We start from the raw sequence: 24,245 nt of genomic DNA, 5'->3' as shown, positions 1-24,245 counted from the left end.
CGGTCCTCAGGAGCCGCTCGGCACCCCGTTCGCCGGGGGCGCGGCCGGCGTGGCCGTGTACTCGTTGACCGGCCCGTCCGCCTCGTCGGTCTCGTACGCCGGCCCGAAGTAGCTCTGCACTCCCCCGCTCACCCGGCTCAGCCGCTGTCCGCCGTACCCGGAGTGGTCCTTCTCGGAGAAGCGCAGCGGCACCAGACCGGGGCCCTGGAAGCCGCCCTTGCGCACCGCCTCCAGCACCTTCTCCCGAGTGAGGTCCTTGCCGGCGGCGAGCAACGTCTGCACGAAGAGGTAGCCGACGGACATGCCGTAGACGGTGTTGCCGTCGAACGGGGCGTCCCCGTTGTGCTCCTTGTTGACCTTCGTGAAGAGCTGGATCCACGGGTTCGCCGTGTCGTTCTGCATCGGCAGGTAGTTGGTGCCGACCATGCCCTCCAGCAGCGGGGCGGCGGCGCCGAGCTGCTTGGCCAGGGTCGGGTGGTCGGCGCCCACGTTGGAGACCAGCCACTGCGGCTTGAAGCCCAACCGGGCCGCGGTGCCGATGGAGAGCGCGGTGAAGCCGGGCACGGTGGCGAGCACGACGACCTGGCAACCGGCCGCCTTGAACGCGCCGATCTGCGGCGCGACGTTGGTGTTGCTGGTGACGTAGGTCTGCTTGACCGCCACCGCCGTGCTGCCGAGCACCTTCTCCACGCCGGCCAGGCTGTCCCGGCCGAAGTCGTCGTCCTGGCCGAGGAAGCAGACCTTCTGGCCGGCCAGGTTCGCCTTCGCGTAGTTGGCGAGGATCTTGCCCTCGACCGTGTAGTCCGGGTTGAACCCGAACGTGCCCGGATACTTGTCCGGCTGGTCCCAGCTGCGGCTGCCGGAGGCGACGAAGAGGTCGGGCACCCGGTTGCTCTTGAGGAAGTCGAGCACGCCGGTGTGGGTCGGCGTCCCGAGGCCGTTGAGGATGGCGAAGACCTTGTCCTGTAGGACGAGCTGACGGACCACCTGCTGGGTGTTCGCCGGGTTGTAGCCGTCGTCCATGATCTTGTAGGTGATCTTCCGGCCGTGCACTCCGCCGTTGGCGTTGACGTAGTCGAAGTACGCCTTGGTCGCCGGGGCGATCTTCGAGTAGCCGGCCGAAGCGGGCCCGGTGAGCGGCATGTGGGTGCCGACGGTGATCTCGGTGTCGGTGACGCCCGGCACCGACGCTCCGCCGGGACCGGAGCCGTCGTCACCACTGCAGGCAGCGGCGGTGGCCAGCAGGGCGATGGTGCTGGCGAGCGCGAGACCACGTTGTGCCATACGGCGCATGGAGAACACCGACCTTTCTCGGTCCGGTTGTCAGGGAACGGTGTGGTGGTGGGACGCCCGGCCGGGGCCGGACCTGGCACAGCTCAGGAACGCCGGGCCCGCAGGCGCCGACCAAGACCTGACAACAGGCCCTGGATGCCGCCGGGTGCGGCGATCATGACGACGATCAGGGTGAGCCCGAAGATCGCCAGCGGCAGGTTCCCCTCCAGCCGCTGGGCCACCGCGGGCGAGAGCGTGAGCAGCTCGGTCACCGAGTGGGTGAGATCGGGCAGGGCGACCAGCAGGACGGCCCCCCACACCGCGCCGGCGAGCCGGCCCAGACCCCCGATCACCACGGCCATCAGCAGGAACAGCGACAGGGTCAACGAGAACGCCCCCGGAGACACGCTCTGCGCGAGGACCGCCAGCAACGCGCCGCCGAGCCCGGCGGTGGCGGCGCTGACCACGAAGGCGAGAACCTGGGTACGGGCCACGTGGATGCCGGCCAGGCGGGCGGCCACCTCGTCGTCGCGGACCGCCCGGAAGGTACGCCCGTACCGGCTGCGGATCAGGTTCGCCAGCAGCAACAGGACCAGCAGGGTGGCCGCGCCGGTGAGCCAGAGTTGCCACCGCTCGTAGGGGAAGTACGGGCCGAGCGCCAACGGCGGCGGCTCCACCGGCACCGACAACCCCTGCTCGCCGTTGAACACGCCGTCGAAGGTGACGGCCAGCGCCGGCACCACCACGGCCACCGCGAGCGTGACCCCGGCCAGGTAGGGCCCGCGCAGCCGGGCCGCGGCCACCCCGACCACCGCGCCGACCGCGACAGTGCTGACGATCGCCGCGGTCAGCGAGATCGGCAACAGCCAGCCGCCGGTCATTCCCCGGTCGGCGAACGCGTTCTGGCACAGCGCCACGGTGTACGCCCCGGTGGCCATCAACGCGCCGTGCCCGAGCGACAGTTGACCGTTGAGCCCGGTGAGGACGGTCAGCCCGGCGGTCGCGCAGAGGTAGGCGGCCACTGTGGCGAGCTGGAAGTTGCGGAACGGCTCGACGGCGTAGCTGACCCCCACCAGCAGCACGCCGGCGGCGAGCACCACCGCCAGGTGCGCAGCAGGGTGGAACCACGCCGGCGGGCGACCGGGCGGTGGCCCGGGTCGGCCGGCTGGTGCTTCGGCGGCAGCGCCGCCCTGGTGGCGCTCACACCCGCCTCGCCGCGACCGGGGCGAACAGCCCACCGGGGCGGACCAGCAGCACCGCCAGCAGCAGCACCAGCACCGCGAGCGGGGTGAGATCACTGCCGGCGTAACCGCTCACGTAGGACAGCAGCAGGCCCACCACGAGGCCGCCGACCACCGCCCCGGGCGGACTGTCCAGCCCACCGACCACCGCCCCGGTGAACGCCGAGACGAACACCAGGTCCATCGCGTGCGGGTGCAGGCCCAGCTCGGTCGGCAGGACCAGCATGGCGGCCAGCGCGCCCACCCCCGAGGCGAGCGCCCAGCCGAGGGTCAACATGCCGCCGACGTTGACCCCGAGCAGCCGGGACACCTCCGGGGCGAAGGCCGCCGCGCGCATCCGCAACCCCACCGGGGTACGCGCGAACATCCAGGCCAGGCCGCTGACCACCACCCCGATCGCGGCGAAGACGAACAGGTCGTACGGCGACAGCACGGCGACTCCGGCCACGGTGAGGGCGGACCGGCTGAACGGGGCCTCGGCGGGGCGGAACTCGTTGCCGTACACCATGCCCAGCACCGCCTGGATCAACAGCACCAGCCCGAGCGCGACGATCACCGGGTTGAGCGGCGAGGCGTGGTCGACGTGCCGCATCACCACCCGGTCCACCAGCGCGCCGAGCAGCAGACCGGCGCCGATCGCGACCAGGAAACCGAGCCAGTAGGAGCCGGTCGCGGTGGCGACGGTGTAGGCGACGTACGCGGCGGCGACGGCCATCGCGCCCTGGGCGAAGTTGACGACCCGCGCCGCCCGCCAGATGAGCACCAGGGCCAGCGCGAACGCGGCGTACACCGCGCCTCGGGACAGGCCGTCGATGGTGAGGAAGACGAAGCGGTCCAACAGTCCTCCCTCCGGGTGACGGGGTGGTGGTCAGAAACCGAGGTACGCGTGGCGCAGGTCGACGTCGTCGCGCAGCGTCGCCGCCGGGGCGGCGATCACCACCTGACCGAGGGACATCACGACGCCCTGGTCGGCGACGGCGAGCGCGCTGCGCACGTTCTGCTCGACCAGCAGGACGGTCAGGCCGGTCCGGTCGCGCAGCTGGCGGAGCAGCGCCATGATCCGGGCGACCACCCGGGGCGCCAGACCGAGTGACGGCTCGTCCAGCAGCAGCAGCCGAGGTCGACCGACCAGGGCCCGGCCGAGCGCGAGCATCTGCCGCTCGCCGCCGGAGAGCTGGTGGCCGAGGTGCCGGCGGCGTCTGGCCAGGGGTTCGAAGAGGTCGTAGACCTCGTCGAGGGCCCGCGCCGCGTCCGCCCGGTCGCGCCGCCAGAGCCCGCCGAGCCGGAGGTTCTCGTCGACCGTCAGCTCGCTGATCACGCCTCGGCCCTCCGGGACGTGTGCCATGCCGCGCCGGACGAGCTGCTCCACGGGCGTGCCGCGCAGCTCCTCCCCGGCGAGGAGCACCTGGCCGGCGGCCGGGCGGATCATGCCGGAGAGCGCGCGTAGCAGGGTGGTCTTGCCGGCGCCGTTGGCGCCGACGACCGCGGCGATCGTGCCGGCCGCAACGGTGAGGTCGACGGCCCGCAGCACGGGCGCGGCACCGTAACCGGCCTCCAGTCCTCGCACGACGAGCAGGTCGGACGCGCCCGCAGGGTTACCTTCTGTTCGCGACTGCGGGGCTCGCGGGCCCGGTTCACTCCTCGCGCTCACGGCGACACCTCCTCGACGGTGGCACCGAGGTAGGCGTCGGTGACCGCCGGATCGTCGCGGACCTGGTCCGGGGTGCCGGTGGCGATCACCCGGCCGAAGTCGAGCACCACCAGCTCGTCGCAGACGGCCATCACCAGGTCCATGTGGTGCTCGACCAGGAGCACGGCGCACGGGTCGGCATCGCGGCGGGGCAGCTGCCGGACCAGCTCCGCCAGCTCGGCGATGTCGTCGGCGCCGAGGCCGCCGGCGGGCTCGTCGAGCAGGAGCAGCCGGGGTCGGGCGGCGAGCGCGCGGGCCAGGGCGACCCGCTGGCGTACCGCGAAGGGCAGTGTGCTCGGTGCGGCGTCGGCGTGTGCGGCGATGCCCAGGTCGTCGAGGATGGCCAGGGCGTGCTCACGGAGCCGGCGTTCGTCGCGGTCGCTGGCCGGCAGCCCGAGCAGCGCCGACGCGAAGCCCGCGCGGGCGGTGTGGGAGGCGCCGGTCATCACGTTCTCCACCACGCTGAGCCCGGCGAAGAGGCCGGTGCCCTGGAGGGTCCGGGCGATGCCGAGCCGGGTCAGCCGGTGCGGTCGTGGCCGCAGCGGCCGGCCGTCGAGGGTGAGCGATCCCGACTCCGGTGCGACGAATCCGCAGATCACGTTGAAGAGCGTGGTCTTGCCGGCGCCGTTGGGCCCGATCACGCCCACCACCCGGTTGGGTGGCACCCGCAGGGAGACGTCGTCGAGGGCGGTGAGGCCGCCGAAACGGACGCCGATGTGGTGCAGTTCCAGGCCGCGCTCCATCACCCATCCCTCGGTCGTGGCGGGTGTTATTTACACTCGCAGTGTACGTTTCCCGGGTATCGCGTCAAGACCTTCGATGCCCGCCGCACGCGCGGACGGGGCGGCCGCCACCGGCGACCGCCCCGCGGATCCGCCGTCAGGCGCTCGGGCAGGTGTTGCGGTACTCCTCGATCTGCGAGCCGCTCGGGCCGGGGCAGAGGAACTGCTCGTAGCGGGTGTCGTCATCGACGAACCGCTTCAGCCAGGCCACCATCTGCCGCGCGGTCGGCGTGTTCGTGGTCTGCGGGAAGAAGTGGCTCGCCCCGTTCAGCTCCAGGTACGCCTTCTCGGCCGAGGACGGGATGCTGTTGTAGAACGGCACCGAGTGCGTCGCGACCGGCGCGACGGTGTCGCTCTCGCCACCGATGATCAGCGTGGGCACCCGCAGCTCGGACCAGCTCTTGTCCGTGTTCCAGGGCGCGAGCGGCACCGCGGCCTGCAACGACGGCCGGGACGAGGCCGCCTCCAGACTGCCCCCGCCACCCATCGAGTGGCCGGCCACCGCCAGTCGACTGCTGTCGATCCGGCTCCGGACCGAGCTGCGCTGGGTGAGGTAGTCCAGTGCGGCGAGCAGCTGCCGGCCCCGGCTGTCCGGCTGGTCCAGCCGGGTGTTGGTCTCGATGCCGATGACCACGAACCCGTGCGAGGCGATCCGCGGTCCGAGCAGCTGATGCTGGACCAGGCGGCGGTGTAGCCGGGCGAGATGGCGATGGCGCCGAAGGTGCCCTCGCTGGTGCTGGTCGGGTAGTAGATGACGCCGCCGCCGAAGCCGGTGACGCTCAGCGAGGACACGCTCTGCGACGCCGTGGCGAACGGGCCGCGGCTGGCCTCCAGGATCGCGGTGGTCGGGTCGGGGCCCCGCTCGTACGGGCCGGCGGCCTGCGCGACACCGGACGGTCCGGCCAGGACGGCACCGGCGACCAGAGCGGCGGCCAGACCGAGCCGGGCCGCCATGGAACGGGGACGGGTGGTGGTTGGTGAGGACACGTCGGGCACTCCCTAGGGTCGAGGGATATCGACGTGTGTCAGTTTTGGCCGCTCCGCCGATCGCGGCATCGGCGAAATCACCAGTCCCGGCGGCCGTTGCCGTGATCAGTCGTGTTTCGACCCTCTGACCAGGGGTAGCAGGGCAGGCGCCGGCCCACACAAGCGCCACGGAGAGGTTCGTCAAGTGGATTCAAGCAAGCCCGCCGAGGCGGTCAAGAACGCCGTGAAGGCAGCCTCCGGAAAGATCGCCGACGCCCTCGGCCCGGAGGTTCCCGGTGCGCCCGGAAGCGCGCCGCCGACCGTCGAGGAGCCCACCACGCCGCACGACCCGCTGCCGCCGAAGCCGGAACAGGGGGCACCGCAGACGCGCACGCCGACCGGCGCGGAGACCGGCGCGCCAGCGACCGCGAAGGGCCAGCAGGGCGCGTACCTCACCACCGCTCAGGGGGCACGGCTGCGCGACACCGACCACTCGCTCAAGGCCGGCCCCCGCGGCCCGGTGCTACTCCAGGACCACCACTTCCGCGAGAAGATCACGCACTTCGATCACGAACGCATCCCGGAGCGGGTGGTACACGCCCGGGGCGCCGGTGCGCACGGCGTCTTCACCGCCTACGGGACCGCCGAGGCGGTCACCCGGGCCGGCTTCCTGAAGAAGGGCCGCGAGACCGAGGTCTTCGTCCGGTTCTCCACAGTGCTCGGCTCGCGTGGTTCGGCCGACACGGTCCGCGACACCCGCGGCTTCGCGACGAAGTTCTACACCGACGAGGGCACCTTCGACCTGGTCGGCAACAACATGCCGGTCTTCTTCATCCAGGACGCCATCAAGTTCCCCGACATCATCCACGCCGGCAAGCCGCACCCGGACCGGGAGATCCCGCAGGCACAGAGCGCCCACGACACCTTCTGGGACTTCGTGTCGCTGCACACCGAGGCCCAGCACCACACCATCTGGAACATGTCCGACCGGGGCATTCCGCGTTCGTACCGGACGATGGAGGGCTTCGGCGTACACACCTTCCGCCTGGTCAACGAGGCCGGGGAGACGGTGCTGGTCAAGTTCCACTGGAAGCCGAAGCTGGGCGTGCACTCGCTGACCTGGGAGGAGGCGCAGCTGCTCGGCGGCATGGACCCGGACTTCCACCGCCGCGACCTCTACGACGCCATCGAGGCCGGCGCGTACCCCGAGTGGGAGCTGGGCATCCAGGTCTTCCCGGACAGTCCCGAGGAGACCTTCGCCGGCATCGACCTGCTGGACCCGACGAAGATCGTGCCGGAGGAGCTGGCGCAGGTGCAGCCGATCGGCAAGCTGGTGCTCAACCGGACGCCGACGAACTTCTTCGCCGAGACCGAGCAGGTCGCCTTCCACCTCGGCCACCTGCCACCGGGCATCGACGTCACGAACGACCCGCTGTTGCAGGGCCGGCTCTTCTCCTACCTCGACACGCAGCTCACCCGCCTGGGTGGGCCCAACTTCGCGCAGATCCCGATCAACCGCCCGCACGCGGCGGTGAACGACATGCTGCGCGACGGCTTCCACCAGCACGCGGTGCACGCGGGCGTGGCCCCGTACCGGCCGAACTCGCTCGACGGCGGCAACCCGTTCCCCGCCGGCGACGCCGAGCAGGCGTTCGTCGACGTACCGGTCACTGTCGCCGAGGCCCCGAAGGTACGGGCGAACCCGGCCTCCTTCGACGACCACTACAGCCAGGTTCGCCTGTTCTGGCTGAGCATGTCGCCGGTCGAGCGGGAACACATCATCCGGGCGTACACCTTCGAACTCGGCAAGTGCTACCACCAGGAGATCAAGGAGCGTCAGCTACGGAGCCTGGCCAACATCGACCCGGTGCTGTGCGAACAGGTCGCGACCGGGTTGGGCCTGCCCGCACCGCAGCCGAGCGTGCCGCTCGCCGACGTCACGCCCAGCCCCGCCCTGTCGCAGGTCGGTCGGGAGTGGCCGGGCGACGGTCGTACCATCGGCATCGTCGTCGACCCTGACGGCGACCTGGACGGTGTCGACGAGGTCCGCCGGGCCGTCTTCGACGCCGGCATGGTGCCGCTGCTGATCGCCCCGCACGGCGGCGTGGTGGGCGGCCTGCCGGTGCAGCGCACCTTCGCCACCGGCCGGTCCGTCGAGTTCGACGCGCTCCTGCTGGCCGGCGCGCCGGTGCCCGCGCCGGACGCGCTCCCGGCCCGCGACGACAAGGCGGCCGGCCGGGACCGGCCGCCGTGGACCCCCGCGTGCTGCTCCTCGTCGAGAGTGCTGGCGGCACTCGAAGGCGGTCGGCGCCTGGGGCGCCGGCGTCACCGTCCTGGAGCAGGCCGGCGTGGCCGGCACGCCCGGCATCGTCGCGGCGGACTCCGGCACCGATGCCCTGACGGCGGTGCAGCGGTCGCTGCCGCGCACCGGGTGTGGGAGCGGTTCCCCGCCTCGGTCGGCTGACCCGACCGAAAGATGACGAGGGCTGCCCTCCCCGAGCGGGAGGGCAGCCCTCGTCGTCAGCGCCGATCAGCCGAGGTCGGCCAGCCGGGGCAGCACCTCGTCGCCGAGCCGCCGCGCGAACTCGACCGGGTGCCGATCGGGGTCACCTGCACCTCGCCCACACCGAGCGCGGCGTACTCGGACACCTCGGCGAGGAAGGCGTCGGTGTCGTCCAGCGGTGACCGGGAGGCGACCACCGTCTTTTCGATGGTGTCGTAGTCGCGGCCCTCGGCGGCGCAGTGCCCGCGCAGCACGTCCAGCTTGCGCGCCACGTCGTCGATGCCGCCCCGGCCGAACAGGTTGCAGGCGTCGGCGTACCGGGCCACCAGCAGCAGGGTCTTCTTCTCGCCCCCGCCGCCGATCATGATGGGCGGGTGCGGGCGGCTCAACGGCTGCGGCGAGTTGATGGTCTCGGCGAGCTGGTAGTGCCGGCCGTGGAACGGGCCGTCGTCGTCACTCCACATCTGTCGGCAGATGCGCAGCGTCTCTTCCAGCCGCTCGAACCGCTCGGCCACCGGAACCACCGGCACGCCCAGGCCGAGCTGCTCCCGCTCGTACCAGGAGGCGCCGATGCCGAGGCGGGCCCGGCCGCCGGAGAGCACGTCGAGAGTCGTCACGGTCTTGGCGAGCAGCCCCGGATAGCGGTACATCACGCCGGTGACCAGCACACCCAGCGTCATCCGCCGCGTCTTCGCCGCGACGTAGCCCAGCGTGGTGTACGCCTCCAGCATCGGCTCCTCGGCCGCGAACACGCCGTCCATCTGGAAGAAGTGGTCCATCACCGTGAACGACGCGACGCCGGCCTGCTCGGCGGTGGTCGCCGTCTCCGCCAGGGTCGGTGCGATCGCGGCCGGGTCTGCCGGGGTCGAGTAGTTCCAGTAGTGCAGCCCGAGCTTCATGTTCGGCACCTCCACGACGAGCCTAGTGCCGCCTCGTGTCCGCCGGGGCGGCTCGGAACCGCCGGCGAGCCCCGCCCGGCCTGCCCTGCTCGGTACCAGATCATGACAATTCGTGGATCAGGCGCGGATATCCGGCTGGCAGCTTTCGATGAGTGATCCAGCAGCTGTCCGCCACCGAGCCCACGCCCGCCGAGATGGAGCCCGACGCCACCCGCGTCCGGTTCCGGCACCGGCCCCGGACCACGCCCACCCCCGGCGGACCCGCCCAGCGGGCGCAGTGGGCCGATGCCGCGAAGGGCGTCTGCATCATCCTCGTCGTCCTGTGGCACGTCGTGATGAAGAACTACCTCCAGGTCGACTGGCACATCGGCGTACCGGTGCCGGGCCTGTGGGGGACGTTGGGTGAACAGTTCCTCCCGCTGCGGATGCCGCTGTTCTTCACCATCTCGGGCGTCTTCGCGGCGAACGCCGTCCACCGGCCGTGGCGGGTCGTCGCGCGCGCTCGGATCGCCGGATTCCTCTACCTGTACGCCCTCTGGCTGCTGATCCACACCGCGGTCCTCGCTGCCGTGCCGCAGCTGCCGACCGACCGCGCCAGCTCGGCCCTCGGTCTGCTGGAGCAGCTCACCATCACCCCGTCGAACCTGTGGTACCTGTACGCCCTGGCGCTGTACTTCACGATCGCCAAGGCGACCCGCCGGGCGCCCCGGGCGCTGCTCCTGGCACCCGCCGCCGCGTTGTCCGCCGTCGCCGCCGCCGGCCTGCTCGACACCCCGGGCAACCGCGCCGGCCTCTACCAGAACCTGGTCTTCTTCCTCGCCGGCCTGTTCCTGCGGCCGCGGATCCACCGCTGGGCGACAACCGCCAACCGCCGCCGTCTGGTGCTGACCACTGCCGGGTACGCCCTCGCGCTGGCCGCGATGGCGGCGGCCGGCGCCCAGCGCTGGTTCGGCGTGTGGCCGGCGGTCTCCGTCCTGGCAGTGATCTTCGGCATAGCCGCCGCCGCCCAGCTGGCCCGGTGGTCGGCGCTCGGCGAACCGCTGGCTAGGCTCGGCCGCATCACGCTGCCGATCTACGTCATCCACATGCCGGTCCTGGCTCTGCTGCACCGGCTGTTGCTCGTACCGGTTTCCGAGTTGGGTCGGTCCGCTCAGGGCCTGATCGTGCTCGGTTATCCGGTTCTGCTGACCGGCGTGGTGATCGGCCTGAGCCTGGCCGTGCACCGTGGCCTGCTGGCGGCCCGGGCCGGCTGGCTGTTCGCGCTGCCCGGCCCGCGCCGGGGGGAGGCGACCGGATGAACACCCTGGCCGAGGCGGTGGTCGACCTCACCGCGATCGCCAGCAACGTACGGGCGATCGCGTCGGTCACCGGCGGGGAGCTGATGGCGGTGGTGAAGGCCGACGGGTTCGGTCACGGCGCGGTGCAGGTGGCCCGTGCCGCACTGCGCGCCGGCGCGACCTGGTTGGGGGTGACCTCGGCGGCCGAGGCGTTGGCCCTGCGCGGGGCCGGTGTGACAGCGCCCACGTTGAGCTGGCTGCACGGCCCGAACGACGACTTCGGTACGTTGATCAACGCCGGCGTCGACGTGGGCGTGTCGACGACGACGCACCTGCACGCCGTCGCCGACGCGGCCCGTCTGCTCGGCGTGCCGGCGATGGTGCAGCTGAAGGCGGACACCGGGTTGTCCCGCAACGGGGCCGCCGGGGACGACTGGCCCGAGTTGGTCGGTTGGGCCCGCAAGTACGAACGGGAGGGCGGGATTCGGGTGCGCGGCGTGTGGTCCCACCTCATCGACGCCGACCTGCCCGGTGCACCCCGGCTGAACCGGCAGGTGGCGATGTTCGACGAGGCGCTGCGGGCCGCGCGCTCGGCCGGCCTCGACCCCGATCTCGTCCACCTGGCCAACTCGGCCGCCGCGCTGTCCGCGCCGGCGACCCGATTCGACCTCTGCCGGATCGGAATCGCGCTGTACGGGGTGGATCCGTTCGGCGCGAGTGGCCCCGGCGCGTACGGCCTGCACGCCGCGATGACCCTGCGCACCAGCGTGGTGAACGTCAAGCGGGTGCCGGCCGGCACCGGCGTCTCCTACGGGCCCGAGCACGTGACCAGCGCACCGACCACGCTGGCGCTGCTGCCGCTCGGCTACGCCGACGGGCTGCCCCGGGCCGCGGGCGGTCACGCCTCGGTGTGGCTCGCCGGCCGGCGCTGCCCGATCGTCGGGCGCGTCGCCATGGACCAGTGCGTGGTCGACGCCGGGGACCTGCCCGTGGCGATCGGCGACCCGGTCGTGGTGTTCGGCCCCGCCGAGGGTGACCAGAGTCCACCGACTGTCGTCGAGTGGGCCCGCTGGGCCGGCACCAACCCCCACGAGATCTTGACCGGCATCGGGGCCCGGGTGGCCCGCGACCACCTCCAATGAAGGGCACGGAATTCATGACAACCCGACTGGCAGTGCTGTACGGCGGGCAGAGCGGCGAGCACGAGGTGTCCTGCCGCTCGGCGGCGAGCATCCTCGCCCACCTGGACCGTCAGCGGTACCAGGTCACCGAGGTGCTCATCGACCGCGACGGCGGGTGGCACGTCGGCGGTCGTCCGACGCCGCTGCCTGCGGCGTTGCGGGTGCTGCGCGCCCAGGACGTGGTGTTCCCGGCCCTGCACGGCCCGTACGGCGAGGACGGCACCGTGTCGTCGCTGCTGGAATGGCTCGGCGTGCCGTACGTCGGCAACGGGGTCTTCGCCAGTGCCGCCGGCATGGACAAGGGTGTCACCAAGCGCCTGCTCGCCGCCGAGGGTCTGCGGGTCAGCCCGGGGGTGACGCTGCGCCCCGGCGAGGACCTGTCCCCCGCCGACCAGGCACGACTGGACCTGCCGGTCTTCGTCAAGCCGGCGCGGGCCGGGTCCAGCCTGGGCGTGGTCAAGGTGAACGACTGGGCCGGGGTTCCGGCCGCTCTGGAGCAGGCCCGCCAGGTCGACCCGAAGGTGCTCGTCGAGCAGGGCGCGCGGGGACGTGAGATCGACGTGGCCGTCCTGCAACACCCGGACGGCCGGGTGCAGGCCGGTCCGCCGCTGGAGATCCGGGTGACCGGCGCCGGTTTCTTCGACTACGACGCGAAGTACGACGGCGGGGCGATCTTCCAGATTCCCGCCCAGCTCGACGCGGCGACCACCGAGGTGCTCCAGGACCGCGCGATCCGGGCGTTCCGCGCGCTCGACTGTCGCGGGCTGCTGCGGGTCGACTTCTTCCTGCCCACCGAGGGGTCGACCGAGCCCATCGTGAACGAGGTCAACACGTTCCCCGGTTTCACCGCCGCGTCGCAGTTCCCGCAGATCTGGCAGCAGGCCGGCATCGGGTTCGCGACTCTGATCGAGATCCTGATCTCCGGTGCGTTGGCCGACCAGGACCGGGGCCGCCACGGCGGGCTGCCTCGGCAGGCCCGAGCGGTCGACCTGGTGTGAGCCCTGGCCGGCGCCCGGTCACCTGGCGGGACACCGCCGGGGCGGTTGGGCGCCGTCGGGCCCGACGACGGTGACCGGGGCCGACGAATCCACCTGGCCAGCCTGGACGGCGGCGTCGACCACGGTGCAGATGATCTGGTCGGTCGCGTTCGTCGACAACGGTCCGGCCACCCCGGTCGTTCGCACCGTGAGGCCAGCGGACTGCCCGGCCCCGGGCGTCACCGCGACGACCGGGACCAGACCGGCGGGCACCTCGCTGGTCAGGCCCTGGCTGCGTTCGTTCTGCTCGGGGCCGGCGGCGAGCAGGGCAAGCGCCTGCTCCGGCGCGGGCATGCCCTTCGTCGTCGGGCGGAGGACCAGCACGAGTTCGTCCCGCGCGAGCAGGTAGAGCCCGATGCCCCGGGACGGGCCGCTGACCGCGGGGCGACCGGTGATGACGTCGCTGGGCCGCACCCCGCAACCCGCAGCGGGCACTGTGAGCAGCAGGGTGCCGGCGAGCAGGGCACGGCCGGTCCGCCGGCCGGTCACCCGGCACCTCCGGGGTCCGTCGTGCCGCGGGGCAGGCGGAGCGTGAACACCGCGCCGGCGCCGAGCCGGTTGCCGGCGACGAGGGCTCCCCGGCGCTCGCCAGCACGGTGCAGGCGCGCGTTCTCCCAGGCGATGGCGAGGCCGAGGCCGCTGCCCTCGGAGCGGGTGCGCGCGGTGTCGGCCTTGTAGAAGCGGTCGAAGACGTGTGGCAACACTTCCGGGTCCAGGCCCGGCCCGTGGTCGGCCACCTCGATGGTGACCCAGTCCGGGTCGCGCTCAGCCGTACGGACACCGGCTCGGCGCCGTGGCGGAAGGCGTTACCGACCAGGTTGGCGACGATGACGTCCAGTCGACGGGGATCGAGCCGGGCCACCACCCCGGGCGGCAGCTCCGCGCGTACCCGCTCGTTCCAGCCCCGGATCCGCAGGGTCGCGGCCACCGCCGCGGCGACGTCCACATCGTCGAGCGCGAGTCGCGCGGTGCCGGAGTCGAACCTGCTCACCTCGATCAGGTCGTTGACCAACTGGGTGAGGTTCTGCGTCTCCTGGCTGACCAGCCGGGCGGCCCGGCCCGCGTCTCCGGGCAGGTGCTCGGCCTCCTCGTCCAGCACGTCGGTGACCGCCGTCATCGCGGCCAGCGGGGTACGGAGCTCGTGCGAGACGTCGGCCACGAAGCGGCGCGCGTCAGCCTCCATCCGGCGCAGCTCACCGACCTGCCGCTCCAGCGTGCCCGCGGTGTCGTTGAACGTCCGGGCCACATCGGCCAGTTCGTCGACGCCCCGGATGGTCAGCCGGGTGCTCAGGTCGCCCTGGCCGAGCCGGCGCGCCGCTCGGCCCAGCTCGCGTACGGGTCGCAGCACACCCCGGGCGGCCAGCAGGGCCAGCAGGACGGCGAGGACCAGGGACAGCCCACCGGTCAACCAGGCCAGGGTGGCCAGCCGGTCGATGCTCTGCTGCTCGGGCACGAGGCTGCGCACCGAGTAGACCTCGAGCCCGGACGGACGGGACGCGCCGCCGGGCCGTTCGAGATTCAGCTGGGTGCCGATGAGCAGCGCGGGTTGTCCGTCCACCGTGACACGTTGCCAGGCGATGCGACCGTCGTCGACCTCCTGCCGCAGCGCGGGGGTGAGCGGGTCGGGTGCCTCGGCGCCCTGCGAGCGCATGTCCCGGTAGATGACGACCGCGAACCCCTCACGGTCGGAGAGTCGCTGGGCCAACAGGTTGAGTTGGTCCTGGCTCGGCGGCAGCTGGGTGATCGGGTAGACCTTGCTGAGCTGGTCGGTAAGCGCCATCACGGCGGCGTCCTGCGCCTGCTGGAGGATGACGGTCCGGGCCAGGAAGTAGCTGCCGCTGGCCACGACCGCCGTGCTGGTCACCCCCAGCAACGCGAACGCCAGCAGCAGCCGGACCCGCAGACCGGAGACCCGGGCGCCCGCCCAGCGCCAGAACGTCACAGCGGCCCGAACCGGTATCCGAAGCCGCGCACGGTCTGGATGAAGACCGGCGCCGAGGAGTCGACTTCGATCTTGGCGCGCACCCGCTGGACGCAGGCGTCCACGAGTCGCGAGTCACCGAGATAGCCGTGCTCCCACACGGCGGCCAACAGTTGCTGGCGACTGAGCACCTGGCCTGGTGTCTGCGAGAGTTCGAGCAGCAGTCGCAGCTCGGTCGGGGCGAGGCTGACCGGTGTCCCGTCCTTGCTGACCACCAGCGCGGCCCGGTCGATCGTCAACGAGCCGTGTTGTTCCAGGCCGGCGCGCGCACCACCGGCACGCCGCGACTCGGCACCGGTGCGTCGGAGCACCGCCCGGATGCGGGCCTCCAGCACCCGGGCCTGGACGGGCTTGACCACGTAGTCGTCGGCTCCGGCCTCCAGGCCTGCCACCACGTCCATGTCGTCGTTGCGGGCGGTGAGCATGATGATCGGCAGGTCGCCGAGCTGCCGAATCCGACGGCAGACCTCGAACCCGTCCATCCCGGGCAGCATGAGGTCGAGGACCACGACGTCCGACAGGCCCTTGCGCAGCCGCTCCAACCCCTGCTCACCGGTCTCCACCGCATGCACGGTGTGGCCCTGCCGGGTGAGCGCCAACTGCAGTCCGTCGCGCACCGTCTGGTGGTCTTCGATCAACAGCACCTGGGACATGTCGCCAAGTATCCCATCATGAGGGGGTTTACCGTTCGATCGATGGCCGCGCGGGCTGCCGGGCGCCGAGCGGCACCACGAATTCCGCCGACCGCACCAGGAACACCACCGAAGCCACCAGCACCATCGTCGACGCGCCGGCCGCCACGATGGCGACCAGCGCCCCGAGCCGCACCGACGCGGCCAGATTGGGCACGACCACCAGCACCGCCCAGCCGAGCACGACCAGCCCGGTTCCCGCCTCGGCCAGCCGACGGTTCCGACTGCCGCCGCCGGACCCGCCGGTCGCCGCGCGGCCTCCCGGCCGGTCCGGCAACGCGGCCGCGGCCAGGCAGAACACCGTCACACCCAGCAGTACGCCACCGAGCGCGTCACTGAACCGGTGCCAACCCGCGATCATCGTGGCGGCGGCGATCACCGAGACCCCCGCCGCGCCCGGCACGGCCAGCCAGCGCCGGGCCCAGCCGGGCAGCACCAGCATGAACGCCAGCAGCAGGGCGGTCGCCGCCGCGACGTGACCGCTGGGGAAGCTGTTGTGCGTGGTCGAGCTCTCGATCCGCAGATCCGGGCGGGGCATCGCCGCCTTCAGCGCGCCGGCCACCAGCACGGTGCAGAGGACCATGCCCACCCCGACGACCCCCGCCACCGATCGCCGGCGGAGGACCCCCACCAGCAGCACCGCGCCGAGCAGGGCGGCGATGAGCGTCGGGCGGCGGAAGGCGGCCAGCACGGTCTTGGCCGGCCCCACCAGGACCGTCTGTTGCTCGTACCCTCCGCCCCGCTCGGCGCGCGGCAGGAGCACGCCGTCCAGCCGCTGACCGACCTGCGTGCGCACGAAGACGGCGGCGGTGAGGGTCAGCCCGAGCAGACCGCACAGGGCCGCCGCGAGCAGCCGGAGCCTCAGCGGCACGCCGTGGGGGCGGGCCGCAGCGGTCGCGCCGGCGGCGGGCCGGGCGTCGACCGACCGACGGGGTACGACGATCCGATGGACATGGCGACCATGCTCGCTCCGGCAGGTGCGGACGGCGTACTCGGATTGTCTTGGTTCTGTCACAACCACCTCCACCGCCCCCGGAGAGCGGATCGTCGGCGGTAGGGCCGGCGCGCCGGACCCGGCCGGGGAATCTGGCTGCCGGTATGCGAGCGGGTTTAACCCAGCCGAGATCAGCCACCACTAGGGTCAGGACGTTGATCGATGTCTCGATCGGCGGTGCGAAAAATCCATCCGGCGTACGTTGGGGAACCGGAAGGTGTGGGGGAATGCAGGAAATTCCAGTCGGCAGCCTGGTCATCGGCATCGCGTCCTCGCCGGCCGAACGCCGACAGCTGGCCCGGCTGCTCGGCGGCAGCGACGCCTTCCTGATCGTCTCGAACGTCGACCAGGCCCGAGAGTTTCTCGGGGTGGTCGAGCCGCCGCCCGCCACGACTCCCCCACCCGGGGCCACGGGTGCCGCGCCGGCGCCGAGTCCTCCACCGCCGCCGGACCTGGCCGTCGACTCCGACCGCCGGGTGCTGCGCTGGCGCGACCAGGAGGTCGACCTGACCCGGCTGGAACACGACGTCCTGCGTTGCCTGGTGCACGAGCCCGGGCAGATCTGGACCTACGAACGGCTGCACCTGGAGGTCTGGGGCAACCGGCACCTCGGCCGCAACTCCGACATGCACTCGGTGATCCGTCGGGTGCGCGGCAAGCTCGCCCGGCTGAACGCCGCGCCGACGATCCACTCGGTACGCGGCGTCGGCTTCCGGCTCGCCCCGGTCTGACCCACCCGGACGTGGTCCGCCGCCTGGTCGGGGACCAGGCGGGCCGGACTCTGCCGCTACCGCTGTCGCGTCAGCACTTGATCGGTGCCAACCCGAAGTCCTCCACCGTGGCAGCGGTGGTGTTGATCCTCGTCTGACGGGTCTGCGGCTTCCAGCCGTCCTTGGCGACGATCATGGTGAGCGGGTTGTTGCGGCGGTCCACCCAGTAGGCGTACCTGCCGTTGGCGTCGGTGGCGAAGGTGTAGGACGCCGCCCACGAGTCGACCTGCACGACCGCGCCGGTGAGCGGCGAGGTCGCGCCCTGGCAGGTGGTGCCGGTGACCGTACCCATGAGCTTGCCCCAGGTCTTCGGGGGGTTCGCGGTCATGGTCACCGCGACCGGCGGCACCGAGTACGGGGTGTTCTCGGTGATCCCGACCGCGCCGGAGTAGGTCCCCGGCTGGTCCACGTTCGCCGTCATGCCGACGGTGACGGTGACCTTCGCGCCCGGCGCGAGGGTGACCGCCGACTTGTCGATGGTCATCCAGCTGACGTCGGCCGCCGCCTCGGCGCAACCCTCGAAGCCCGGCAGCACCTCGCTGTTGGCGGCCGCGTTGAAGCTGCCGGACGAGCCGCCGATCTTGTAGAAACCGCACGCCGCGCCGCCCCGGTACCGGGCGGTGTTGGCGTTCGGCAGGTTGGACCACGAACCGGCCGCCGGGTCGAAGGCGAAGCCGGCGTTGCTGATGGCCCCACCCTGCGAGCCACCGACGACGAGCAGCTTGCCGCTGGCGACCGCGTACGAGCTGGCCCAGTTGTCGGCGGGGGCGTCGGCGATCGCCGTCCAGGTGTTGCTGCCCGGGTCGAAGGCGTAGCTGGACTTCTGCGCGGCGGAGCCGTCGTTGCCGCCGGTGCAGTAGAGGACGCCGTCGATCCCGCCGCAGGAGGCGAAGGCCACCGACTTCGGGTAGTTGGCCAACGTCTCCCACTTGTTGGTGGCCGGGTCGAACCGGACGACGCTGTTCGACATCGGCGTGCAGTTGGCCGTGGTGCAGCCACCGACCGCGTACAGCTTGCCGTCGACCACGCCCTGGCCGGCCGCGGCCCGTGGCGTCGGGTTGTCGGCCAGCTCCGTCCAGGTGTTGGCCCCGGGGTCGTACGACCAGGTGGCCGCGTCCGGGCCCTCGTCGCCCCAGCCACCGGTGACGATGATCTTCCCGCCCACGACGCCCGCCGTCACCGCGTTACGGGCGCCGGGGAGGTCGGCGATCGCCGTCCAGGTCTGCGCGGCCGGGTCGTAGGCGTAGTTCTTGGCGGTGGAGGCGCTACCGTCGCCGCCGCCGAGCGAATACACCTTGCCGTCCAGGTTCACCACCCGGTTGTCCATGATGTTGGCCGGGTAGTTGGCGATGTCCGTCCACGGTGCCGCCTGCGGGCCGGCAGCGGCGGCTGCCGCCTTGACCTCCTTGCCGGACGCCCTGGCGGCGAACGACGTCGGGACGGTGAGCCGCTGCTCCGGCGCGCCGCTGGCCCCGAGCACCTGCTGCCGGGTGAGTGTGGATCCGTCCGCCCGCAGGAGTTCGAACCCGTTGTCCCGCTCACTGAACTTGACCTCGACCGGCGCGCCGCCGGTGTTGGTGACAGTGAACGTCTTGCTGGTCCTGCCGTTGGGCATCTGGAGCGTCGCGCCCAGCTGCGTCGGGGTCACCGACAGCCGGCCGGCCGCGAGCTGGAAGTTCGCCGGGGTGGCCCAGTCGGCCTCGACGTCGACCTGCTTGGTCTGGCTGACGTAGTTGCCGGCGGTCGCGGTGAACGGGTGCGTACCGGTCAGCGACGAGTAGATCCAGTAGAAGCCGTCGGCCAAGTCCGGGTCGTCCGGAGTGGCCACGGTGACCGCCTTCTCGGCGGGCCGGTCCTTGCTGGTGACGGTCGCGCCGTTGACGTAGCTGTCGTCGTTCTTGTCGCGGACGTTACCGACGACCAGACCGCCGTCGACCGGCACGCAGGTGACCTTGCTGCCGATGAGGACGTTGTCGACCTCCCACCACCACTCGTACGAGGCGTCGTAGTAGCGGAAGCGGACCTGCACCTGTGCCTTGCCGGCCGCCTGCGGGATCGGGATCTCGGTCAGCTTCGGTCCCCGGACGTCGGTCTCCTGTCGGAGCACGTTGGTCCAGGTGGCGCCGCCGTCGATGCTCAGGTCGACGTCGGCTTTGTCCTCGTCGAGCTGGTTGAAGTCCTGGTTGAACCGGATGACCGGGGCGGTGACGCTGGTCAGGTTGACCACCGGGCTGACCAGGGCGGTGTCCTGGGTGGCGCCCGCTCCGTAGGCGTCGCTGTCGATCATCGCGAAGTTGCCGCTGCCGCCGGTCAGGTTGCCCCGGTCGCCGTCGTCGGTGAACTTCCAGACCTGGCCGCTGCCCGCGTTGTCCACCACGGTCCACCCAGCCGGCGTGGTCGTGCCGTCGAAGGTCTCGTACTCGCCGTCCGAGCCGAACGTGTAGCCGGGAGCGGTGGTGCAGGTGGTGCTCTCCACCGGCACGGCGACGTTGGCGGTGGCGTTGCCCGAGCCGACCACGACCTCCTTGGTGACGGTCTGGTAACCCGGGTACTGCGACTCGTACTTCAGGGTGTAGGTCTGCCCGGCCGGCAGCTTGATGCTGTAGCGGCCGTTCGTCGGCGTGGTGTAGTCGTAGACGCCGGACACCCCCGTCACGGTCACCTTCGCGTACAACGGCCAGCCGTGGCCGGAGCCGTCGGTGACCGCTCCGGTGACGTTGACACTCGGCACCGCGGTGAGGGCGACGTTGAGCGTCGTGGTGGCGCCCTTGGCGACGGTCGCCGTCCTGGTGACGCTGCCGTAGCCGAACGCCGCGACGACGACCTGGTACTCGCCGGTGGGGAGTTGGGTCGAGAACTTGCCGTCGGCACCGGTGGTCAGCTCACGCTCGGACGGCCCGGTGAGCGTCACCGTCGCGCCGGCGATCGGGGCGCCGCTGGTCGCGTCGGTGACCGTGCCGGTCAGCGTGCCGATGTCGCCGGTCGGGGCGGCGTTGAGCAACGCGAGGGCGTCCAGTCGGCCTTCGCCGTAGACGTTGTTGTCGGCCGCGGTGCCACCACACTGGTCGTCGGCCTTGTCGACGGCGGCGCCGTTGAGCAGCGCCCGGGTCGCGTTGACGTCACCGACCAGGGACGGGGCCGCCGAGTACAGCAGCGCGATCACACCCGCGAGGTGCGGTGCGGCCATCGAGGTGCCGCTGATGCTGCCGTAGGCGCTGCCCGGGATGCTCGACCGGACGTTCACGCCCGGCGCCGAGATGTTGGGCTTGATCTCGCCGTTCTGGCCGACGCCACGGGCGGAGAAGCCGGCGACGTTGTTGTTGACGTCGTACGCCCCGGTCGAGTAGTTGCTGGCGAGGCTGCCCGGTGAGCCACTGGTCTGGCACGCCGGTCCGCTGTTGCCGTTGGACCAGGTGCCGAAGATGCCGGAGGCGGCCCAGGCGTTCGTCACGTCCTCCATGAACGGCTCGTTGGACGGGTCCCGGGTGCCCCACGAGTTGTTGATGATGTTCGGCCGCTTGCTCGCGTCCGCGTTCTGACCGTTGAGGTCCAGCGGTTCGAGCATCCACTGACCGGATTCGATCAGGGCGGCGTCGCTGGGGCAGCAGCCGTTCGCGGCGATCCACTTGACGCCGGGGGCGACACCGATCTGGTTCGCCCCGTCGGAGCCGGCCATGGTGCCCATCGTGTGCGTGCCGTGGCCGTCGCCGTCACAGGGGGCGGTCGCGCAGGCGCCGGTGGAGCCGGCCGCGTTGAACCAGTTGTAGTTGTGGTCGAACGTCCCGTCGCCGTTGTTGCCCCGGTACGAGTTGACCAGCGCCGGGTGGTCGAACTGGACGCCGGTGTCGATGTTGGCGATGGTGATGCCCTCGCCCTTGACGCCGTACTGGGACCAGACGTCGTCGGCGTTGATGTTGGCGATGCCCCACTCCAGGGCGTTCACCGTCTTCTCGTCGGTGCCCTTGGTGGTCTCCGGCACCTTGTAGGCGACCGGAGCGTACAGGCCCTCGACCTCCGAGTGCCCGGCGAACTTCTGCGCCATCTCCAGCGAGCCGCTGCTCACCTTGATCGCGTTGGTGGCCCAGAAGGTCTGGTACTTCGCGCCCGAGCTGTCGAGATCGGCTCGGATCTTGCCCTGGCTCGCCGCGGCGGTCTGGCGCAGGGCGTCCGCGACCGCCGTGCCGCGCTTCGACCAGTCCTTGATGGCGCTGGCCTTGCTGAAGTCCGCCCGGTCCTTGAACCGGATCCAGAAGTCCGCTTCACTCTTGGCCTGGAGCTGCTTGGCGAGCTCCGGTCGGATCTTGTCCCCACTCGGGGCGCCCGCCCCGATCGCGCCGTTCGGCGCGGCCTGCGCGCCCGAGCCGATGGTGGCCAAGCATGTCGCGGCGAGGATCGTCGCCGCTCCGGCGCTCACCAGCGATCTGGCTGCGCGCCGCCATTGTGGACGTCTGAACATTGGTGCCGCCTCCCTCAGAACGACCCAGGGTGTAATGGGCCATGGTGAAGGTGTGGAAGGTTCGCCTCGACGGAACGAGCGGACGAACCCTCTGCCTCCCCCATGCACCGCGCGGGTCACGCCGGTTGCCCGAGTGGACACTATGATCGAGAAGAACGGACGATCAAGAACTTGCCGTGAGCAACTTGTCGCTAAGAGTTGCCCTGCTGGCGGCGCGCTTGCCAATCATTGTCAATAGCATGACGAGAGTTGGGCAGGGATGTCCATCGATCCCGGGCGGGGCTGTGGCCGAGGCTGACGAGGCGACGTTGAACGGCGGTGATCCGGCCGACGAGCCGTTCCCGCTGCTGATCGCGGTGACCCCGTCGCCGGCCGAGCGGATCCGCCTCGCGGAGCGCCTCGACGGCATCGCCCCGCTGCTGCTGGTGGCCGACCTGGACGAGCTACGCCGGCTGATCGCCGTCCCCCAGCAGGTCGCCGCCAACGCGCCCGAGACGGCCCCGGTGGCCACCCTGGTGATCGACTCGACCCGGTCCAGCGCCCGCTGCGGGGACCGGGAGGTCGACCTCACCCGCCTGGAACACGACCTGCTGACCTGTCTGATCACCGAGCCGGCCCGGGTGTGGAGCTACGCCGAGCTGCACCGGTCGGTCTGGGGTGACGAGCGGCGCGAACGCAAGGCGGACGTGCAGTCGCTGGTGAAGCGGCTACGCCGCAAGCTGCACGACCTGGGCACCGGCGCCGCCATCGACGTCGTACGCGGTGTCGGGCTGCGGCTGACCGATCACCAGAACGCGCGGGTCGAACGCGCCTGACGGCACGGGACGAACCTGGAGATCATCGCGCCGAAGGGTGGCTTCGCCCGCGACAAGTGAGTTGGTCCGGTCGACGTGGGGTGCGTGCCGGTCTCCGGCCGCACCCCACGCCGCACCGGTCGACGGCTCAGCGGCCGGAGCCGCCGCCCTGTGACTGGGGCAGACCCGGCTCGGACGGCATCCGGGTGATCGGCGGCAGCACCAGGGCGACCAGGGCGACGATCGCGATGACCGTGAACGGCAGCGTGTAACTCTTCCCGCTCGCCTCGTAGAGCAGCGCCGTGACCAGCGGGCCGACCACTCCCCCGATGCTCCACGCCACGATCATGGCGCCGTAGATCGCACCGCCGTTGGGGGTGCCGAAGTAGTCGGCCGCGGTGGCGGGCATGGTGCCGAAACCACCGCCGTAGGCGAGGTAGACCAGCGCGGCGAGGATCGCGAAGAGGGCGAGTGACGCGGCGTGCGGCAGGATGAAGAAGCAGATCGCCTGCAACAGCAGCATCCCGAAGAACGCGGGCATTCGCCCGGTGCGGTCGGACAACCACGCCCACGCCACCCGCCCGGCGCCGTTGAACAGGCCGAGGACGCCGACCAGGGTGGCCGCGCTCGCCGCGCTGGCCCCGGTGATGACCTGGGTGGCGTCCGACGCCTGGGAGATCAGCGCGATGCCGCAGGCGACGTTGAGCGCGAGGATGCCGGTGAGCATGTACCACTGCCGGGTCCGCAGCGCCTCCCGCAGCGTGTAGACCCGGGTGCCGGCGAGAGCCCGGCCGGCGGTCTTCGGGGTGAACCCGGGCACCTGGTAGCCGGCCGGCGGGTTCCGGAACAGCGACGCCCCGAGCAGGATCGCGATCAGGTAGGCGACGCCCAGCGGGAAGAACACGTGCGTCGGGTCGTCGGTGCCGCTGAGCAGCCGCTTCGCCACCGGCGCCACGATCACGGCGCCGAAGCCGAACCCGGCCACCGCGATGCCGGTGATCAGTCCACGCCGGTCCGGGAACCACTTGGAGAGCATCGCGATCGGGGTGATGTAGGCGGCCCCGAGGCCGATTCCCCCGAGCACGCCGTAGGTGAGCACGAGCAGCCAGAGGTCGTCCTTGGACGAGGTGAGCGCGGCCAGCATGTTGCCGACCGCGTAGAGCACACCGCCGCCCAACGCGACCGGGCGTGGCCCGCGCCGGTCCTGGATGCGACCGCCGATCAGGCTGCCGATGAAGATCGTCCCGATCGCCACCTCGAACGGCAGGACCGCCTGCCACTTGGCCCAGCCGAACTCCTGCTGCAACGGCGTGTTGAACACGCTCCACGCGTACACCGCGCCGAGCGCGAGTTGCACGAGCACGGCGGCGACGACGAGGTTCCATCGCCCCCGCGTCGGTGTGGATCGTCCTGGATCAGTTGCGGTGTGTGCCATGAGCTGAGTCCCCCGTCTGCCGGCTCACTGGCTGGCGCCTGCTGGTCGAGTCACGTCGCCCTCTCGGCCGGCGACCGGCCCTCCCTGCGCTCGCGTCGCGTCCGTTGCGGCACGACCGTGTACTTCGGGTCGCGCGCCGACACCATGCCGGCCTCGAAGACGCCGAAGCGGGTGGCGACGGACGACGCGACGAGCGCGGCCCCGGCGACCGCGGCCAGGACCCGGCTGCGTCGGCTGAACAGCGCGGCGACGGTCCCCACGCCGAGCAGCACGCG

At 71.6% G+C, this 24,245-nt stretch carries 17 protein-coding genes and 4 pseudogenes; 6 read left to right on the top strand and 15 right to left on the bottom strand.

Annotated features, from left to right (window positions below; translation table 11 throughout):
- Positions 1 to 6: 6 nt before the first annotated feature.
- The 6 genes and pseudogenes from JM949_RS08995 to JM949_RS08970 form a co-directional block, all read right to left on the bottom strand.
- A complete protein-coding gene (locus tag JM949_RS08995; RefSeq protein WP_203147966.1) occupies positions 7 to 1,293 on the bottom strand; it encodes an ABC transporter substrate-binding protein in 1,287 nt (428 codons plus the stop codon).
- Positions 1,294 to 1,376: 83 nt separating this feature from the next.
- Positions 1,377 to 2,372 carry a branched-chain amino acid ABC transporter permease gene (locus tag JM949_RS08990; RefSeq protein ID WP_309232076.1) on the bottom strand — a complete coding sequence of 332 codons (996 nt, stop codon included), beginning with the start codon at positions 2,370 to 2,372 and terminating at the stop codon, positions 1,377 to 1,379.
- A 100-nt stretch (positions 2,373 to 2,472) separates the two neighbouring features.
- Positions 2,473 to 3,351, bottom strand: coding sequence for a branched-chain amino acid ABC transporter permease (locus JM949_RS08985; protein ID WP_203147965.1), 879 nt, complete (start codon positions 3,349 to 3,351; stop codon positions 2,473 to 2,475).
- 30 nt (positions 3,352 to 3,381) lie between these two features.
- On the bottom strand, positions 3,382 to 4,089 hold the full coding sequence (locus JM949_RS08980) for an ABC transporter ATP-binding protein (protein ID WP_203147979.1): 708 nt from the start codon (positions 4,087 to 4,089) through the stop codon (positions 3,382 to 3,384).
- 71 nt (positions 4,090 to 4,160) lie between these two features.
- A complete protein-coding gene (locus JM949_RS08975; RefSeq protein ID WP_203147964.1) occupies positions 4,161 to 4,946 on the bottom strand; it encodes an ABC transporter ATP-binding protein in 786 nt (261 codons plus the stop codon).
- Between the two features lie 136 nt (positions 4,947 to 5,082).
- Positions 5,083 to 5,939: pseudogene (locus JM949_RS08970) on the bottom strand (alpha/beta hydrolase family protein).
- A 217-nt stretch (positions 5,940 to 6,156) separates the two neighbouring features.
- Between JM949_RS08970 and JM949_RS08965 the strand changes: the two are divergent.
- Positions 6,157 to 8,415, top strand: a pseudogene (locus JM949_RS08965) (catalase).
- A 56-nt stretch (positions 8,416 to 8,471) separates the two neighbouring features.
- Here JM949_RS08965 and JM949_RS08960 read toward each other — a convergent pair.
- Positions 8,472 to 9,353, bottom strand: a complete 882-nt coding sequence (locus tag JM949_RS08960; protein ID WP_238432825.1) for an LLM class F420-dependent oxidoreductase — start codon at positions 9,351 to 9,353, stop codon at positions 8,472 to 8,474.
- A gap of 152 nt (positions 9,354 to 9,505) precedes the next feature.
- On the opposite strand from JM949_RS08960, the gene JM949_RS08955 reads away from it, so the two are divergent.
- The 3 genes from JM949_RS08955 to JM949_RS08945 are packed head-to-tail and all read left to right on the top strand — an operon-like array spanning position 9,506 to position 12,809.
- Positions 9,506 to 10,651: an acyltransferase gene (locus tag JM949_RS08955; protein ID WP_309232074.1), complete on the top strand. Its 1,146-nt coding sequence runs from the start codon at positions 9,506 to 9,508 to the stop codon at positions 10,649 to 10,651.
- Complete coding sequence (alr, locus tag JM949_RS08950) at positions 10,648 to 11,772, top strand: alanine racemase (protein WP_203147963.1); 1,125 nt, start codon at positions 10,648 to 10,650, stop codon at positions 11,770 to 11,772. Before JM949_RS08955 ends, alr begins: the two co-directional genes overlap by 4 nt.
- A gap of 14 nt (positions 11,773 to 11,786) precedes the next feature.
- Positions 11,787 to 12,809: a D-alanine--D-alanine ligase family protein gene (locus JM949_RS08945; RefSeq protein ID WP_203147962.1), complete on the top strand. Its 1,023-nt coding sequence runs from the start codon at positions 11,787 to 11,789 to the stop codon at positions 12,807 to 12,809.
- Between the two features lie 18 nt (positions 12,810 to 12,827).
- On the opposite strand, the gene JM949_RS08940 is transcribed toward JM949_RS08945, so the two are convergent.
- From JM949_RS08940 to JM949_RS08925, 5 genes and pseudogenes are all read right to left on the bottom strand, one after another.
- Positions 12,828 to 13,337 (bottom strand): hypothetical protein, encoded by a 510-nt coding sequence (locus JM949_RS08940; RefSeq protein WP_309232073.1) that lies wholly within the window; start codon positions 13,335 to 13,337, stop codon positions 12,828 to 12,830.
- Positions 13,334 to 13,585, bottom strand: a complete 252-nt coding sequence (locus JM949_RS36690) for an ATP-binding protein (RefSeq protein WP_309232072.1) — start codon at positions 13,583 to 13,585, stop codon at positions 13,334 to 13,336. Before JM949_RS36690 ends, JM949_RS08940 begins: the two co-directional genes overlap by 4 nt.
- A gap of 293 nt (positions 13,586 to 13,878) precedes the next feature.
- Positions 13,879 to 14,499 (bottom strand): annotated as a pseudogene (locus JM949_RS36685) (HAMP domain-containing protein); the annotation flags it as partial.
- A gap of 287 nt (positions 14,500 to 14,786) precedes the next feature.
- Positions 14,787 to 15,482, bottom strand: coding sequence for a response regulator transcription factor (locus JM949_RS08930; protein ID WP_203147961.1), 696 nt, complete (start codon positions 15,480 to 15,482; stop codon positions 14,787 to 14,789).
- A 28-nt stretch (positions 15,483 to 15,510) separates the two neighbouring features.
- Entirely contained in the window at positions 15,511 to 16,392 is an 882-nt protein-coding gene (locus JM949_RS08925) for a phosphatase PAP2 family protein (protein ID WP_203147960.1), read from the bottom strand.
- Positions 16,393 to 16,742: 350 nt separating this feature from the next.
- Here JM949_RS08925 and JM949_RS08920 point away from each other — a divergent pair, with 350 nt between their 5' ends.
- Entirely contained in the window at positions 16,743 to 17,246 is a 504-nt protein-coding gene (locus JM949_RS08920; RefSeq protein WP_203147959.1) for a winged helix-turn-helix domain-containing protein, read from the top strand.
- 70 nt (positions 17,247 to 17,316) lie between these two features.
- Here JM949_RS08920 and JM949_RS08915 read toward each other — a convergent pair whose 3' ends face one another.
- On the bottom strand, positions 17,317 to 21,699 hold the full coding sequence (locus JM949_RS08915) for a S8 family serine peptidase (RefSeq protein WP_309232071.1): 4,383 nt from the start codon (positions 21,697 to 21,699) through the stop codon (positions 17,317 to 17,319).
- Between the two features lie 326 nt (positions 21,700 to 22,025).
- Here JM949_RS08915 and JM949_RS08910 point away from each other — a divergent pair, with 326 nt between their 5' ends.
- Positions 22,026 to 22,556, top strand: coding sequence for a winged helix-turn-helix domain-containing protein (locus JM949_RS08910; protein WP_309232070.1), 531 nt, complete (start codon positions 22,026 to 22,028; stop codon positions 22,554 to 22,556).
- Between the two features lie 127 nt (positions 22,557 to 22,683).
- Here JM949_RS08910 and JM949_RS08905 read toward each other — a convergent pair whose 3' ends face one another.
- Positions 22,684 to 23,970, bottom strand: a complete 1,287-nt coding sequence (locus JM949_RS08905; protein ID WP_238432824.1) for an L-lactate MFS transporter — start codon at positions 23,968 to 23,970, stop codon at positions 22,684 to 22,686.
- 50 nt (positions 23,971 to 24,020) lie between these two features.
- A pseudogene (locus tag JM949_RS08900) lies at positions 24,021 to 24,245 on the bottom strand (NrfD/PsrC family molybdoenzyme membrane anchor subunit); the annotation flags it as partial.

This window comes from Micromonospora tarensis, assembly GCF_016803395.1.
Taxonomy (GTDB): Bacteria; Actinomycetota; Actinomycetes; order Mycobacteriales; family Micromonosporaceae; genus Micromonospora; species Micromonospora tarensis.
This window is presented reverse-complemented; position numbering and strand designations above follow the sequence as displayed.